The organism is Streptomyces sp. NBC_01142, assembly GCF_026341125.1.
GTDB lineage: Bacteria > Actinomycetota > Actinomycetes > Streptomycetales > Streptomycetaceae > Streptomyces.
Genome location: NZ_JAPEOR010000002.1, coordinates 486476 through 502889, shown reverse-complemented (window position 1 = coordinate 502889; position 16414 = coordinate 486476). Strand labels below are relative to the sequence as shown.

Below are 16414 nucleotides of genomic sequence, written 5' to 3'. Positions count from 1 at the left end.
GGGGGCGGGCGTTCACACAGGACGGGGGTCGTGTGTCAGATTCATCGCAGCGAGCGGCGGACCATCGGCCGTACTTCTTCTTGAGTTATGCGCACACACCGCGGTACGGGGCAGGGGGACCGGACCCCGATATGTGGGTCGAGCGGCTCTTCCGTGATCTGTGCGGTCATGTGATGGCCATGACCGATCTGCCGGCCGGCGCTCCTGCCGGGTTCATGGACCGGGAGATCCGTTCGGGGGAGGGCTGGTCGGAGCGGCTGGGCGAAGTGCTCTCCACCTGCCGGGTGTTCGTTCCGCTCTTCTCGCCGAGGTACTTCGCCAGCGAGATGTGCGGCAAGGAGTGGTACGCCTTCGCCCAGCGGGCCATTTACCACCAGGCGAAGAGCAACAAGCCGGCGGAGGCGATCGTGCCCGCACTGTGGGTGCCGATGCCGCCGGAGCAACTCCCCGGACCCGCAGAGCGGTTGCAGTTCAACCACCGTGCCTTCGGGGACCGGTATGTGACCGACGGTCTCTACGGACTGATCAAACTCCGAATATTCGCCGAGGAGTACGAGGCAGCCGTCTATGAACTGGCCAAACGCATTGTCAGCGTGGCGGACACGACGCGCGTGGGCTCCGGCAGCCCCGTCGACTACCGACAGGCGCCCAGTGCCTTCGGCAAGCCCACCGGCGGCCCCCGCCCGATGCATGTCACCGTCGCCGCGCCCACCAGCCACGACCTTCCCGACGGCCGGGCCGCCGACTACTACGGCAAGCAGTCGCAGGACTGGAATCCGTACCATCCGGACTCCGCACGGCCGTTGGCGTACGTCGCCCAGGATCTGGTGCGCTCCCTCAACTACCAGGCGACAGTCTCCTCCTTCGACCACGAGACACCGCCCGACATCAGTCAGCCGCCCACCCGGCCCGAGATACTTCTCGTCGACCGCTGGGCCCTTGAGGACGAGGAGCGGCGCGAGAGACTCGCGGCCTTCGACGCGGAGCCGCGCCCCTGGGTGAGCGTCGTCGTCCCCTGGAACCGTGACGACCCCCAGAGCCGGATATCGGAGGCCGAGCTGGTGGAGAAGCTGGAACGAACAATGCCGCACCAGATGCGCCAGGGACGCGCCGCCTGCCGGGCAGCCGCCAAGGGCGTGCTCAGCATGGAGGCTTTCGGCCAGATCCTGCCCCAGGTGGTGGAGTCGGCAGCCCAGGAGTATCTGCGCCACGCCGAGGTCTTCCCGCCGGCGGCGCGGCCCGGAGCGGCCCCGATCGAACGGCCCCGGCTCCGCGGCCCGATGGCGGCGGAGTACGGCACCACGCACTACGTCCCGAACATGCGTGACATCGCCCCCGATGCGGAGGACACGGATGACAGCCAGTCGTGACGGGCGCATCGTCACCTTCTACTCGTACAAGGGAGGTACGGGCCGCACGATGGCCCTGGCCAACACGGCCTGGATTCTCGCCGCGAACGGAAGGCGGGTCCTGGCGGTCGACTGGGACCTGGAAGCGCCCGGCCTGCACCGCTTCTTCCACCCGTTCCTGGATCCCTCCACGCTCGGCGCCACCACCGGAGTGATCGATCTGATCACCGAGTACGCCTGGGCCGCGACCAGCCCCGAACCCCGCCGCGACGACTGGCACATCGACTACGCACGTATCCAGCCGCACGCTGTCTCCCTCACCCCGGAGGCACTGGGCTGGGAGTTCCCCGAGGGCGGCACGCTCGACTTCGTCTCCGCGGGCAAACAGAACCGCGAGTACTCGGCGACGGTCTCCACCTTCGACTGGGACAACTTCTACGACCGGCTCGGCGGCGGACACTTCTTCGACGCCCTGCGCGACGACATGAAGGCCAACTACGACTACGTCCTCATCGACAGCCGCACCGGCCTGAGCGACATCGCCGACATCTGCACCGTCCATCTGCCCGACATCCTCGTCGACTGCTTCACCCTCAGCGACCAGTCCATCGACGGCGCCGCCGCGGTCGCCCGGCAGATCGACGAGCGGTACGGCGGCCGCGGTATCAAGATCTTCCCGGTGCCGATGCGGATCGACGAGGGGGAGAAGGAGAAGGCGGACGCCGGACGCGCCCTGGCCCGGCTGAAGTTCGACCGTTTCCCCACCGGCCTGTCCGGCGAGGAGCTCACCGCCTACTGGGGCGCGGTGGAGATTCCGTACCGGCCCTACTACGCCTACGAGGAGACGCTCGCCACCTTCGGCGACGACGCCGGGCTGACCAACTCCCTGCTCTCCGCCTTCGAACGGCTCACCTCCGTCGTCACCGACCAGCAGATCACCGCGATGCCGCAGGTCGGCGAGGAGGCCAGGCTCCGGATCAGGGACGCCTTCACCCGCCGCCGCCCCGCCCTGCCCGCCGACCTTTTCCTCAGCTATGTGGCCGAGAACCGCATGTGGGCCGACTGGGTCGAGAGTGTGCTCACCCGGGCCGGCTTCCGGGTCGTGCCGCGCGATGTCTCCGCCGAACCGGACGCGGTCGACGCGGACGCGGCCGCGGCAGAGAACGCCGCCCGTACGGTCGTGCTGCTCTCCAGCGCCTATCTCAAGTCCGCCAGGGCGGTGGAGGTCTGGGCGCGGGCCGCGGCCGAGGACCCCGGCGGCGGTCGGCGGCATCTGCTGCCGATCAGAGTGGGCGACGTCCGGCTCACCACCCCGTACATCGACCGCAACCCGGTGGATCTCTTCCGGCTCGACGAGGTCCACGCCACCACCTCGCTGCTGCGCGCGCTGGACCGGCCGGTCCAGCTCCCCGACGGGTCGTCGCCGGGACCGCGCTTCCCCGGCACCGTGCCGAAGATCTGGAACGCACCGCCCCGCAACCCCGGCTTCACCGGGCGCTCGGTGGTGCTGGAGCGGATGCGCGACCAGCTCGGCGGTGGGATGGCCGTGGCCGCGGTGCTGCCCCAGCCACAGACCCTGTACGGACTCGGCGGCGTCGGAAAGACGCAGGTGGCGCTGGAGTACGTCCACCGCTTCATGGCCGACTACGACCTGGTCTGGTGGATCTCGGCCGAGCAGCCCGACGATGTGGTGGCCGGGCTCGCCGAACTCGCCGTCCGGTTGGGCGCCCAGGGCGGCGAGGACATGGCGGCCGCCTCGCAGGAGGCCATCGACCTGCTGCGGCGCGGGGTGCCGTCCACGCGCTGGCTGCTCGTCTTCGACAACGCCGACGACCCCGAGCAGCTCAAGCGCTTCTTCCCGCCGCAGGGACCCGGACACATCCTGGTCACCTCCAGAAACCAGTCGTGGTCGCAGTACGGAGATGCGCTGCCCGTCGATGTGTTTCTGCGCGAGGAGTCCATCGAGCACCTTCAGCGGCGTGCCCGAGGGCTGAGCATCCAGGACGCCGACCAGGTCGCCACGGCCGTCGGCGACCTGCCGCTCGCCGTCGAACAGGCCGCGGCCTGGATCGCGGAGACGGCGACCCCGGTCGCCGAGTATCTGGAGCAGCTCAGGGAGCAGGCGGCGAGCGTCCTGGCGCTCAACCAGCCCGCCGGGTATCCCGAGCCGGTCGCCGCGACCTGGAACGTCTCCATCGAGCGGCTCAAGGAGCGATCGCCCGCCGCGGTGCGCCTCCTCCAGCTCTGCGCCTTCTTCGCGCCCGAGCCGATCTCCGCGAACCTCCTCTACAGCAAGGAGATGATCGACGCGCTCAAGCCGTACGACTCCTCGCTCCAGGAGAAGCTGGTGCTCGGCCGGGTCATCCGGGAGATCGGCCGGTTCGCGCTGGCCAAGGTCGATCAGGTCTCCAACAGCATCCAGGTGCACCGGCTGGTGCAGGCCGTGATCCGCGCCCAGCTGTCCGAGCAGGAGCAGCGGGACGCGCGGCACGCCGTCCACCGGGTCCTCGCCGGTGCGCGGCCCGACGACGACGAGCCGATCGACAACCCGGAGACATGGCCGCGGTTCGCCACCATCTGGCCGCACCTCGGCCCCTCGGAGGCCCGGTTCTGCAAGGAGCCGGAGACACGCCGGCTGATGATCGACCGGGTGCGCTATCTGTGGAAGCGCGGTGACTGGAACGCGGCCTCGGCGCTCGGCGGCGAACTGCGCGAGATCTGGAAGGAGAAGCTCGGCAACGACGATCTGCAGTACCTCTACCTCCGCTTCCACCTCTCCAACATCCTTCGCTCGCAGGGCCGTTATGTGGAGGCCAAGGAGCTGGACGAGGTGACCCTGGAGCGTCAGCAGGAGGTGCTGGGGACGTCCCATCCGCATACGTACATGACCACCAGCGGTCTGGCGATGGACCTCGGCACCCTCGGCGATTACGGCAGGGCCATGGAACTGGCGACACAGGCGCACGAGGGATTCAGCCAGATCTTCCACGAGTCCCATCCGCGTACGCTCGCGGCAGCCAACAACCTGGCGCTGAACCTGCGCATGGTCGGCCAGTACGCCAAGGCGCGCGAGATCGACCAGGAGGTCTTCGACCGGCGGACCGAGGTGCTCGGCCCGGACCATCCGTACACCCTCTCCTCGGCCATGAATCTGGCGCGGGACCTGCGGGAGGTCGGCCGGTACGAGGACTCGGTCTCCATGCTCAGCCGTACCTACGACCTGTACAAGGAGCAGCTCGGCCGGGCCTTCCCGGGCACGCTCGCCGCGGCCAAGAGCCTTGCCGTCTCGCTGCGCAGAGCAGGCCGCCTGGAGGACGCGCGGCGGCTCACCACAGCCACCCGCAACCGCTACCGCGCCAAGTACACCTCGGCCAACCCGGACTCGCTGGCCTGCGACCTGAACCTGGCGGCCGACCTGTTCGCGGCCGGTGAGCCGGTGGCGGCGCGCGATCTGGCGCAGGAGGTCGTCGACCAGTACACGAAGGTGCCGGGGGACCGGCACCCGTACACCCTGGCCGCCATCAACAACCTCGGCATCTTCCAGTGGGGCTGCGGCGCTCCGGAGGCGGCGGAGCAGCTGTTGCTGAGGGTGACCAGGACCATGCGGGAGGTCCTGGGGGAGAGTCACCCGCACGCGCTCTTCAGCACCATCAATCTGGCCAATGCGCTCGCGGATCTGGGCGGTCTCGAGGAGGCGCTGGCGATCGAGCAGCGGACCGTGGCCCGGCTGCGCGAGGTGCTGGGCGCGCACCATCCCGAGGTGCTCGGTGTCGCCTCCAACGTGGCCGTCACGCTCGGCATGCTGGGCCGCAAGGACGAGGCGGCGCAGCTGCGGGCGGAGACCGTGGATGAGCTGCAGCGGCTGCTGGGCGACGAGCATGCGCTGACCCGGCTCGCGCGCGACGAGCGCAGGGTGCACCGCGATCTGGAGCCGCTGGCGGTCTGAACTGTCCGCAACGGCCGGACGGGCCGACATCAGCCCGTCCGGCCGTTGAGGGCTGTGCCGGCGGCAAGATCAAACACTCTCTAGTGGTCCAGGAGCCATGTGAGGATCCGGGGAAGCGCGTGCAGGGCGTCGAAGTGCGCGGCAGCCGGTTCGAGGACGGCCGTCGCGCCCGGGATGCGCTCCGCGAGCCAGCGGGAGTGGCCCACGGGTGAGAAGACGTCCTTCTCCCCGTGCCACAGCATGACCGGGTTCTTGATGTCGGCGGGGTCGAAGCCCCAGGGGCTGCAGAAGGCGAGCGCATCGTCGATCCAGCCGTACGCCGAAGTGCGCAGCGCCTCCTGATAGTTGCGCAGGAGCATGGACCTGACGCCCGCGTCCGCGACGACCATCCGGTCGGAGTCGGTCAGCTCCCTGCGCAGATCGTCGAGAAGGCGGATCGGATCCTTCCTGATCTCGGCGGAGCGGACGATGAACCGCTCCGCCAGGCCGACCGGGTCGAGCGAGGCCCTGGTGAACTCCGTCACGTTGGAGGCGGCCATGCCCTCGAACCAGTCGAGCCCGTCCGCGTCCCTGGGGGCGAGTGTCACCAGCGCCGCGGCCCGGGTGACCCGCTCGGGCATCAGGGCTGCGCAGGCCAGGGCGTGCGGCGCGCCGCCCGAGCGGCCCACCACGGCGAACTGCTCCAGGTCCAGCTCGTCGGCGATCGCCCGTACGTCCTGGGCCACATCGGCGACGCTGCGTCCCGCCAGCCGGTCCGAACCGCCGTAGCCGGGGCGGTCGTACGCGATCAGTTGCGTACCGCGCTGGTACAGCACCATGCCGCGCGGTGCCGGGCCCAGCCGGCTGCCCGGTGTGCCGTGCAGCAGAAAGACCGGTCTGCCGTGCGGATCCCCCAGACGCTCCACCATCAGATGCCGCCCGTCCGTCGCGCGCATCCGACGTCGCACCCGGCGCCCCCTTCGTTGTGCGTGCCCTATGAAGCCGTGGTGAGCCAGGCATTTCCCCACCCCTTCGATGATGACCCATCAGGGGCCCTTTGCGGGACTCCCTTTGACGTCATTTGGGAACTACCGTCGAAGAGGCGCGGATATACGCAGAGTCGAAAACAGGACAGGTCTAGTCCTCACGCAGCGCCCATGCGGCGATGCACGCGGTGTTCGCAATCGAAACCGACCAGTGGCGACAGTTCCTGTGAAGGCGCTGTGAACGCCCTCGCGTTGTCGTGTGCGCGTCCTGAAGTCGGCCTTGTGTGCTACCGATCGGTATCGGAATAGTGGGCGCCCCATCCTCCGTGTCCGGGCACCCCACTTGTCCGGCCGCGGCCCCCACAGGAGGTCGATGTTGAAGCACCGACGCATGCCCAAGAGGAAAGCGGCGATGGCAGGCGGCGCGATCGTCGCGCTGATCGCCGCGGGCGTCACCTTCCAGAGTGCGAACGCCAGTGACAACACTGAGCAGTTCACCGTCAAGCCGCTGTCGGTGGTGGCGGCCGGAAATCTTGCCTCCACGCTGAGCGCGGACCTGGGTGCCGACGAGGCCGGTGCGTACTACGACACCGAGACCAAGGCTCTCGTGGTGAACGTGGTCGACGACACCGCTGCCCAGATTGTCCGCAAAGCGGGCGGTAAGGCCAGAGTCGTGGAGAACACGCTCGCCGAGCTGAAGACCGCCCGCACGACCCTCACCGACAAGGCGACCATCCCCGGCACCTCCTGGGCCGTGGACCCGGTCACCAACAAGGTGGTCGTCACCGCCGACCGTACGGTCAAGGGCGCGAACTGGACCCAGCTCACCCAGGTGGTGAAGGGTCTCGGCGGCAAGGCCGAGCTGAAGAAGTCGGCCGGGGAGTTCAAGCCGTTCGTCTCGGGCGGCGACGCCATCCACTCGGGCGGCGGACGCTGCTCGCTCGGCTTCAACGTGGTCAAGGGCGGCGAACCCCACTTCATCACCGCCGGCCACTGCGGGGAGACCGGCAGCGAGTGGTCCGACTCCGCGGGCGGCGCGGCGATCGGCTCGATGGTCGACTCGCAGTTCCCCGACAACGACTTCGCACTCGTCAAGTACAGCGGCGACGCCGAGCACCCGAGCGAGGTGAACCTCTACAACGGCAGCGCGCAGGCGATCACCAAGGCGGGCGAGGCCACCGTCGGCATGAAGGTGCAGCGCAGCGGTTCCACCACCCAGGTGCACGACGGTGAGGTCACCGGCCTCGACGCCACTGTCAACTACGGCAACGGCGACATCGTCAACGGTCTCATCCAGACCACGGTCTGTGCCGAGCCGGGCGACAGCGGCGGCTCCCTCTTCGCGGGTGACACCGCGATCGGCCTGACCTCGGGCGGCAGCGGCGACTGCACCTCGGGCGGCGAGACGTTCTTCCAGCCGGTGACGGAGGCGCTCTCGACCTTCGGCGCCGAGATCGGCTGACCCGGCGGTAGCGCCACTGGCACGTGCCAGACCCGAGGCCCCCGGACAGCTGGTGCTGTCCGGGGGCCTCCTGGTGTCCCTGTTGACCGTGTCCCTGTTGACCGTGTCCCTGTTGATCGTGTCCCTGTTCACCACGTGGCCGTTCGCGCGTGACCGTTCAGCACGGACGTGACCGCTCAGAACGCGAAGATCCGGCCCTTGCCGTCCGTCATCCCGCAGAGGTTGGGGAACGTGTGCTCGTACGAGACGCGGCGCCCTTCCCAGACACCCTCCGCCGTGACCACGACCGGGCGCCACTCCTTGGTGCAGATGCGGTCCGAGGGGGCCATGGTCACCGTGTCGAAGTTTCCGTCGGCGGTGCGCAGTTCGGCGCAGGCTCCGGCGGGGTCCGGGTGGGTTCCGGTCGTGGTCGGGGTACAGCTCAGCGTCACGGCGCGCTGGATCCCGGCCGTCGCGGCATCGGCGCCCTGGCCGACGGTGAGTACCAGCGCCGAGGGTGCGTACAGGCTTTGCGGCTCCGGCGGCTGAGCCGGCTGGGCGCCGGCGCTGGGCGCCAGTCCACCCAGGCTGACGGCGAGGCCCAGCGCGATTCCTCCAGTGATGTACCGCATTGCGAACACTCCCTTTGGCTCGTCGTTGCAGCTAGCGGACGAGAGTCTTACTCGAATGCATCCCAAACGCACATTGCGCGATCACTTCTGGTCACTGGTTGAAAGCTGAGAGTAGTGGCGTGAACTCGTGTGGTGGCGGGTGTCACGCAAGGGGTGGGGTGCGGTGTGCGGTCAGCGGGGAGCCGGGGTGCGGGCCATTCGGCCGTCCGGCCGGAAAGTCCTGCTGTCTGGCGGGGGGATGGTGGCTGCGTCTGCCCGGGGGCGCGGCAGCAATGGCCGAATTGCGGTTGCGAAGAGTGTCGCCCGGCATGCCCCCCGGACGGCCCTTCGCTGTTGCGCTGTGGAAACCACAACAGGCGTATCGCGTGGGGGAGTTGCGATTCATCCCTTGGGTGGCAGTGCTACGGGAGCCCGCGCGACGGCCGGAGGGGAGGTGTGTGACGGCGTATGTGCCGTCGCACACCTCGCGCCTGTGGTTCATGGCTCCTGCGTGCCCCTTCTGCGGAAAGGGGGCCGGGGTGCCGGCGCCCCGATGACCAGGACCGCGGCCCGCACGCTCCGTGGCCGGTGTTCACGCAGGTGGGACGAGGTCGAATGGCTGAGGGAGCGCGCGCCCCCCTGTATCGCACGAATGTTCGAAACTTGGTCTATGGTGGAGGCGGGGGGTGAGACGGACTGATCCAGGAGGTGCAGATGCCCGGGTTCACGCATCTGCACACCGTTTCCGGGTTCTCCCTGAGGTACGGGGCCTCGCACCCGGAGCGGCTTGCCGAGTGCGCCGCCGCGCGGGGCATGGATGCCCTCGCGCTGACCGACCGCGACACCGTCGCGGGCGCGGTCCGCTTCACCAAGGCCTGCGCGAAGGAAGGCGTACGGCCGCTGTTCGGGGTGGACCTTGCCCTGGGCGAGCGTGCGCACAAAGAGGGGCCCGCCGAGCGGCGGCGCACCCCGGTGCGCGGCGGGGCGTTCGTGGACGAGTCCGCACCCCGCACCGTCTTTCTCGCCCGTTCCCGCCCGGGCTGGGCCGAGCTGTGCCGGCTGGTGACCGCCGCCCACGCGGCGGACGGCGACAGCCCGCTGCTGCCCTGGGCCGACAACCACGGCGAGGGGCTGACCGTACTGCTCGGCCCGGCCTCCGAAATCGGCCGGGCGCTGGCCGCGGGGCGTCCCGACCGCGCGGCGAAGCTGCTCATGCCCTGGCGGGGGACGTACGGCGACCGGCTGCGTCTGGAGGTCGTGCACCACGGCTGCGAGGGCACCGGCCCCGGCTCGCTGCGGCACGCCGCCCGCACCCTCGGCTTCGCCGCCGAACAGGGCGTACGGGCGGTGCTGACCAATGCCGTCCGGTACGCCGACCAGGGGCAGGGCCCGGTTGCCGATGTCCTGGACGCGGCCCGCCGCCTCGTTCCGATCGACCCGGGCAAGGGCCTCGACAGCGGTGAGCGCTGGCTCAAGGACCCGGACGCGATGGTCCTCCTCGCCGAGCGGGTCGCCGAGGCCGCCGGGTTCCGGCGCGACACCGCGTACCGGCTGCTCACCATGACGGAGGAGACGGCGGCCGAGTGTCTGGTCGACCCCGAGGGCGATCTGGGGATCGGCATCGTCCACTTCCCGGAGCCGGGCCTCGTCGGCGCCGGGCTGCGTACTCCGCAGCGCGTACTGGCCTCCCGGGCCGCCGCGGGAATGGTGCTGCGCGGCTATGACGGCCGCCGTGCGTACTGGGAGCGGATGCACCACGAGCTGGACATCATCGAGCACCACGGCTACGCCTCGTACTTCCTGACGGTAGCTCAAGTAGTCGACGACGTACGGAAGATGGGCGTCAGGGTCGCTGCACGCGGCTCCGGGGCGGGCTCGCTCGTCAACCACCTTCTCGGCATCGCGCACGCCGACCCCGTCGAGCACGGGCTGCTGATGGAGCGCTTCCTGTCCAAGCGGCGGCGTGTGCTGCCCGACATCGACATCGATGTGGAGTCCGCCCGCCGTCTCGAGGTCTACCGCGCGATCATCGGCCGCTTCGGCGAGGAGCGGGTCGCGACCGTCGCCATGCCCGAGACCTACCGGGTGCGCCATGCGGTACGGGACGTGGGTGCCGCGCTCTCCATGGACCCGGCCGAGATCGACAGGATCGCCAAGTCCTTCCCGCACATTCGCGCCCGCGATGCCCGCGCCGCCATGGAGGAGCTGCCCGAACTGCGCGCGGTGGCGGCGGAGAAGGAGAAGTACGGACGGCTGTGGGAGCTGGTCGAGGCGCTGGACGCACTGCCGCGCGGGGTCGCCATGCACCCGTGCGGGGTGCTGCTCTCGGACGCCTCGCTCCTCACCCGTACGCCGGTGATGCCCACCAGCGGTGAGGGCTTCCCCATGTCGCAGTTCGACAAGGACGACGTGGAGGAGCTCGGGCTGCTCAAGCTCGACGTCCTGGGGGTGCGGATGCAGTCGGCGATGGCGCACGCGGTCGCCGAGCTGCGGCGGGCGAAGGGGGAGGAACTCGACCTCGACGACCCGGAGCAGGTGCCGCCGGACGACCCGGCGACGTATCGGCTCATCCAGTCCACCGAGACGCTGGGCTGCTTCCAGATCGAGTCGCCCGGCCAGCGCGATCTGGTCGGCCGGCTGCAGCCCTCCACCTTTGACGACCTGGTCGTCGACATCTCGCTCTTCAGGCCGGGGCCGGTCGCGGCCGACATGGTGCGGCCGTTCATCGAGGCCCGGCACGGCCGGGCGCCTGTCCGCTATCCGCATCAGGATCTGGAGGGGCCGCTGAAGGAGACGTACGGAGTGGTCGTCTTCCACGAGCAGATCATCGAGATGGTGAACATCATGACCGGCTGCGGCCGGGACGAGGCCGACCGGGTGCGGCGCGGGCTCTCCGACCTCGAGTCGCAGGGGAAGATCAGGGTCTGGTTCGCGCAGCACGCGGAGGCGAAGGGGTACGCCCCCGAGGTGATCGCCCGTGCCTGGGAGATCATCGAGGCCTTCGGCTCGTACGGCTTCTGCAAGGCGCACGCGGTCGCCTTCGCCGTGCCGACGTACCAGTCGGCGTGGCTCAAGGCGCACCATCCGGCGGCCTTCTACGCCGGGCTGCTCACGCACGACCCCGGGATGTATCCGAAGCGGCTGCTGCTGGCGGACGCACGGCGGCGCGGGGTGCCGGTGCTGCCACTGGATGTGAACCGGTCCGCGGTCGCCCATCGAATCGAACTGGTGTCTGACAGTGGGGTGTGGGGGCTCCGCCTCGCCCTCTCCGACGTCCATGGCATCAGCGAGGCCGAGAGCGCGCGGATCGAGGCCGGCCGGCCCTACTCCTCGCTGCTGGACTTCTGGCAGCGTGCACGCCCCGGGCGTCCGGTCGCCGAACGCCTCGCCCAGGTCGGCGCGCTGGACGCCTTCGGCGCGAACCGCCGCGATCTGCTGCTGCATGTGTCCGAACTCCACCGCGGGCACCGGGGGCCGGGCGCCGGCCCGGGGTCGTACGGAAGCCAGCTCCCCCTGGGGGACGGCCGGAAGACGGCCTCCGTCGGGCTCCCCGACCTGGGTGACGCGGAACGCCTCAGCGCAGAGCTGGGCGTCCTCGGCATGGACGCCTCCCGCCATCTGATGGGGGATCACCATGCCTTCCTGAAGGAGCTGGGAGCAATCTCCGCCCAGCGGCTGCGCGCGGTACGGCACGGGCAGACGGTGCTGGTCGCGGGCGCGAAGGCGGCCACCCAGACACCGCCGATCCGGTCCGGCAAGCGGGTCATCTTCACCACGCTCGACGACGGTACGGGCCTGGTCGACCTCGCCTTCTTCGACGACAGCCACGCCGCGTGCGCGCACACGGTCTTCCACTCCTGGCTGTTGCTGGTGCGCGGAGTGGTGCAGCGGCGCGGGCCGCGCAGCCTCAGCGTGGTCGGCGCGGCGGCGTGGAACCTGGCGGAGCTGGTGGAACTGCGGCGTACGGGCGGCCTCGACGCGGTCGCGGCGCGGCTGGCGGCTCCCACGGAGGAAGCTCCGGAGAGGGAGACGCCGGGTGGGGAGGCACCGGGTGGGGAGGTTCCGGCCGACAGCGGCCGCCGTATCCACCTGCCGACGGGCTATGAGCTGAACCCCTGGGCGGACCTCCAGCCTCCGGGCGAAAAGGCCGCCACCGGAAGGAAGCTGTGGCACCAGAGCCCAGGGAGCGCCGGATGATTCTCTACGTACGCTTCCGGCTGCCCTCCCTGCAGGAGGCGGGCGGGGTCGAGGCGGTGCTGCCCGCGCTGCTCGGCCTGATCGAGGAGATCAGCCCCGTGGTGCAGGCGCTCCCGCCCGACGCGGCGCTCGTCGATGTCCGGGGCGCCGAACGGTACTTCGGGCGGGATGCGGCGCAGCTCGCCTCACTGCTGCGGGTGCGGGCGCTCGCGCACTGCGGGGTGGACTGCGCGATCGGGGCCGGCCCCAACCCGATGCTGGCCAGGATGACTGCGCGGGAGGCCGGGCCCGGGACGACGCGAGTGGTGGCGGAGGGCGAGGTCGCCGGTTTCCTGGCCGACAAGCCGGTTGCCGCGCTGTACGGGACCGGGCCGGCGACGGCCCGCACTCTGTGCTCGTACGGCCTCGACTCCCTCGGCAGGGTCGCCGCCGCGCCGCTCGCCGTGCTCCAGCGGATCGTCGGCGCGCGGGCGGGGCGGGAGCTGTGGGAGCGGGCGCGCGGCATCGACCGTACGGCGGTCGTCCCGAACGCCGCGGTCCGCTCGGTCGCTGCCGAACGCTCCTTCACCCGCGATGAGTTGGACCCGGTACGGCACCGCAGGGCGCTGCTCTCGCTCGCCGAGGAGCTGGGAATGAGGATGCGTGGCGAGAGCCGGGTGTGCCGGTCCCTGGCCCTCACCGTGCGGTACGCCGACCGGTCGACGACCACACGGGCACGCGTGCTGCGCGAGCCGACCGCCCACTCCGCAACGCTCACCGATGCCGCGTACCGGATCCATGAGTCGCTCGGCCTGCAGCGGGCCCGGGTGCGGAGCCTCGCACTGCGCGCGGAGGATCTGACGCCCGCCGAACGGGCGGCGCGGCAGCTGACGTTCGACCCCGCCGACGAGCGGTCGCGGCGGATCGAGGCGGTGGCGGACCGGGCGCGGGCGAGGTTCGGACCGCAGGCGGTCGTGCCGGGCTCGCTCGCCGCGTAGGACCCGCCTGCCGTGCAGCTCCCCGCTATTGACGAGGATTCAGTTTTTACCGACGCGTAACTTCCATTCCCTGGTTACTCGTGCGTATTTTGGCGTGAGCACCACAAATCCAGTCATCGCTACTCCCTTGAGCCGCAAGGAGACTGCCCGATGCTGCCCTGGAAACGTGCCCTCAGACCCCTGGTAGCCGTGCTGCTGGCCGCTGCCGTCACCCTCATCCCCACCGCCGCCGCGCACGCCGATTCGGCCAATGCGGCCTCCGCACCGCACAGCGGATGGAACAACTACTCCTGCAAGCCCTCCACCGCCCACCCCCGTCCCGTCGTCCTCGTCCACGGGACCTTCGGGAACTCCATCGACAACTGGCTCGCCTTCGCTCCGTACTTGGTGAAGCGCGGCTACTGCGTCTTCTCCCTCGACTACGGGCAGCTCCCCGGTGTGCCCTTCTTCCACGGCCTCGGCCCCATCGAGAAGTCGGCCGAGCAACTCGACGCGTACGTCGACAAGGTGCTCGCCGCGACCGGCGCGTCCGAAGCGGACCTTGTCGGCCACTCCCAGGGCGGCATGATGCCGCGCTACTACCTCAAGTTCCTGGGCGGGGCGGACAAGGTGAACGCACTGGTCGGCCTCGCGCCCGACAATCACGGCACCACGCTGCTCGGCCTTGCCAAGCTGCTTCCGTACTTCCCCGGCGCCGAGGATCTGCTCAGCAACGCCACCCCCGGACTGGCCGATCAGATGGCCGGCTCCGCCTTCCTGACCAAACTCAACGCGGGCGGCGACACCGTGCCCGGCGTGCGCTACACCGTCATCTCGACCCGCTACGACCAGGTGGCCACCCCGTACCGCTCGCAGTACCTGGTCGGACCCGACGTCCGGAACGTACTGCTCCAGGACCTGTGCCCGGTGGACCTGTCGGAGCATCTGGCGATAGCGCTGCTCGACCGGATTGCCTTCCACGAGGTGGCGAACGCGCTGGATCCGGCGCATGCGAAGCCGACGAACTGCGCGTCCGTCTTCTCCTGAGACTTCTCCTGAGAACGCACGACTGCGGTCCGTTCCCTTCGGGAGCGGACCGCAGTCGTGCGGGCGCGTCAGCGGCTGTGACGCCCGCCGGCCGTCGCGGCCTTGCGGCGGGCGGTGCCGAACATCGCGGCGGCACCGACGGCGAGGGCGGCGGCGCCGCCGATGGCGATGTACGGGGTGTTGCTGTCGCCACCGGTCTCGGCGAGGTTCTCGTCGGCGGCCTTGGGGACGGTGGCGCCGTTGGCCTCGGGGGCGTTGCCGGCCGGCTCCTCGACAGGCTGCTCGGCGGACTCGGCGGGCTGCTCGGCGGGCTTCTCGGTGGGAGCCGCACTGCCAGGTGTCTCGGCGTGCGTCTCGTCGCCGCCGTGACCGTTGTGGTCGACGGTGGACTTGCCCGCCCCGTCGGCGATCTCCTTCTCGGAGGGGGCGGAGGCGGTCGGCGCGGGCGCACCGCCGCCCGCGTTGCCGTTGTCCTTGCCGAAGACCACGTCCGAGCAGGTGTAGAAGGCCTCGGGGGAGTCCGAGCGCTGCCAGATGGAGTAGATCAGGTGACGGCCGGACTTGTTCGGGACGACGCCGTCGAAGACGTACTCACCGTTCACCAGCTTCGGGTTGGTGACCTTCGCGAACGGCTTCGCCTCCAGGTCCGCCCACGCGAGCGGCTTGGAGGGGTCGTAGCCGTCCTTGGTGAGGTACAGCTCGAAGGAACCCTTGTGCGGGGCGGTCGCCTTGTAGTGGAAGGTGTGATTGCCGGAGCCGAGCGCGGAGGACGGCCAGTCGCCGCGGGGCAGGTCCAGTCCCTTGTACTTGTCGCGGCCGGCGCTGCACAGCTTGCCGTCCGGTATCAACTGCTTGTGGTTGCCGGCGGCGTTGGCGATGTTGACTTCGTTCCAGTCGTAGAAGGCCTGCGCCCCACTGGCCGCGACCGCCGCCTTGCACGCCGCGGACTTCGGGCTCTCGGGCCCCTCGGCGTAACAGGCGGACACGCGGCTGACCGGATCCGTCATCGAGCCGTGCGCGGCAGCCGGAGCAGCAGCCAGCCCGGCCAGCGCGAGCGGTGCGAACCCGAGGGCGGCGACCGAGGTGACCTTGCGGCGAGCGGTCATGGCGACGTTCTCCTTCAGAGCGGTATATGGGGGGAGACGGGGTGCGGTCCGAACGGGCGGTGCGGCCCCCCGTAGGACCTCGGCACCGAGCGTTCGAACCTGCCCCGGCGATCAGCAAGCTAGCCGCTCACCACGGCGAAATCGGCTGCTGGGAGGGGGTGATGGCGATCCTTATGGTCCCTTTAAGGCGGGGGTAAGGGGACGCTGAGGAAGGCCGCGGAGCGCGCACGTCTGACCACGAGGTTTGGCGCCCGGCCGTCCGTGGTCGTCCAGGGCAATCCACCCTGTGCCGCCGCGTTTGGCTCCCTGTTTGGCTCCCCGCGGACCAGCCAGAGATCGGGACGAGTCGAAGAACCTCTGCCCTGCGGCGGCGCCCTGGGCGGCGTCGACGGCTGGCCCGATGGCGCACGGCTCCGGAGGGCATGTCGAGAGGGCTCCGTGCGCTGGCGCTGACCAGCACAAACAGTGCTGGCGAGCGGGATAGACGTCAATCTCTATCGCGTACCGTGCACAGGCGCGGGCCCCCGCCGCTGCGCCAGACACGGGATTCTCGCCTTGGACGGGCTGAAGCCGGCTTCGATCGCGGTGGTTGCTGTACTCCACTGCTGTACAGCACGACCTGACCGCTGCTTTGTAAGCTTGGCGCCGATCTCTGCACGGCCTTAGCTGGTCAGCAGCCGTACAACAACGCCATACCTGTCAGCGCTTGGCTGCACCTCTTGCAACCCCGATTGACCGTGGCTGACCGCTCGATCTGGCACGGTTCTGGCACGCCGGATACACACGAGTCGAGTGA

Annotated in this window: 9 protein-coding genes; 6 read left to right on the top strand and 3 right to left on the bottom strand. The window is 70.0% G+C overall.

Features of this window, described 5'->3' with window-relative positions; genetic code table 11:
• The first annotated feature begins 32 nt into the window (after positions 1 to 32).
• Both OG883_RS19675 and fxsT read left to right on the top strand, forming a co-directional pair.
• Positions 33 to 1370, top strand: coding sequence for a TIR-like protein FxsC (locus OG883_RS19675; RefSeq protein WP_266542689.1), 1338 nt, complete (start codon positions 33 to 35; stop codon positions 1368 to 1370).
• Entirely contained in the window at positions 1354 to 5295 is a 3942-nt protein-coding gene (gene fxsT, locus OG883_RS19670) for an FxSxx-COOH system tetratricopeptide repeat protein (protein ID WP_266542688.1), read from the top strand. The genes OG883_RS19675 and fxsT overlap by 17 nt, the downstream gene beginning before the upstream one ends.
• 80 nt (positions 5296 to 5375) lie before the next feature.
• Here fxsT and OG883_RS19665 read toward each other — a convergent pair whose 3' ends face one another.
• Positions 5376 to 6230 carry an alpha/beta fold hydrolase gene (locus OG883_RS19665; protein ID WP_266542686.1) on the bottom strand — a complete coding sequence of 285 codons (855 nt, stop codon included), beginning with the start codon at positions 6228 to 6230 and terminating at the stop codon, positions 5376 to 5378.
• A gap of 310 nt (positions 6231 to 6540) precedes the next feature.
• Here OG883_RS19665 and OG883_RS19660 point away from each other — a divergent pair, with 310 nt between their 5' ends.
• Entirely contained in the window at positions 6541 to 7722 is a 1182-nt protein-coding gene (locus OG883_RS19660; protein ID WP_266542684.1) for a S1 family peptidase, read from the top strand.
• Between the two features lie 176 nt (positions 7723 to 7898).
• Here OG883_RS19660 and OG883_RS19655 read toward each other — a convergent pair whose 3' ends face one another.
• Positions 7899 to 8333: a subtilase-type protease inhibitor gene (locus OG883_RS19655; protein ID WP_266542682.1), complete on the bottom strand. Its 435-nt coding sequence runs from the start codon at positions 8331 to 8333 to the stop codon at positions 7899 to 7901.
• Positions 8334 to 9026: 693 nt separating this feature from the next.
• On the opposite strand from OG883_RS19655, the gene OG883_RS19650 reads away from it, so the two are divergent.
• From OG883_RS19650 to OG883_RS19640, 3 genes are all read left to right on the top strand, one after another.
• A complete protein-coding gene (locus OG883_RS19650; protein ID WP_266542680.1) occupies positions 9027 to 12509 on the top strand; it encodes a DNA polymerase III subunit alpha in 3483 nt (1160 codons plus the stop codon).
• On the top strand, positions 12506 to 13486 hold the full coding sequence (locus OG883_RS19645; protein WP_266542678.1) for a hypothetical protein: 981 nt from the start codon (positions 12506 to 12508) through the stop codon (positions 13484 to 13486). Before OG883_RS19650 ends, OG883_RS19645 begins: the two co-directional genes overlap by 4 nt.
• Before the next feature lie 150 nt (positions 13487 to 13636).
• Positions 13637 to 14512 carry an alpha/beta fold hydrolase gene (locus OG883_RS19640; RefSeq protein ID WP_266542676.1) on the top strand — a complete coding sequence of 292 codons (876 nt, stop codon included), beginning with the start codon at positions 13637 to 13639 and terminating at the stop codon, positions 14510 to 14512.
• 68 nt (positions 14513 to 14580) lie between these two features.
• Here the strand turns inward: OG883_RS19640 and OG883_RS19635 are convergent, their stop codons facing one another.
• Positions 14581 to 15618, bottom strand: coding sequence for a lytic polysaccharide monooxygenase (locus OG883_RS19635; RefSeq protein ID WP_266542674.1), 1038 nt, complete (start codon positions 15616 to 15618; stop codon positions 14581 to 14583).
• Between the last annotated feature and the right edge of the window lie 796 nt (positions 15619 to 16414).

What these genes read in the sequence shown, in the direction of transcription:
- OG883_RS19635 (WP_266542674.1), bottom strand. Translation starts at nt 15,618, where the DNA reads ATGACCGCTCGCCGCAAGGTCACCTCGGTCGCCGCCCTCGGGTTCGCA.
- fxsT (WP_266542688.1), top strand. Translation starts at nt 1,354, where the DNA reads ATGACAGCCAGTCGTGACGGGCGCATCGTCACCTTCTACTCGTACAAG.
- OG883_RS19655 (WP_266542682.1), bottom strand. Translation starts at nt 8,333, where the DNA reads ATGCGGTACATCACTGGAGGAATCGCGCTGGGCCTCGCCGTCAGCCTG.
- OG883_RS19640 (WP_266542676.1), top strand. Translation starts at nt 13,637, where the DNA reads ATGCTGCCCTGGAAACGTGCCCTCAGACCCCTGGTAGCCGTGCTGCTG.
- OG883_RS19645 (WP_266542678.1), top strand. Translation starts at nt 12,506, where the DNA reads ATGATTCTCTACGTACGCTTCCGGCTGCCCTCCCTGCAGGAGGCGGGC.
- OG883_RS19650 (WP_266542680.1), top strand. Translation starts at nt 9,027, where the DNA reads ATGCCCGGGTTCACGCATCTGCACACCGTTTCCGGGTTCTCCCTGAGG.
- OG883_RS19665 (WP_266542686.1), bottom strand. Translation starts at nt 6,230, where the DNA reads ATGCGCGCGACGGACGGGCGGCATCTGATGGTGGAGCGTCTGGGGGAT.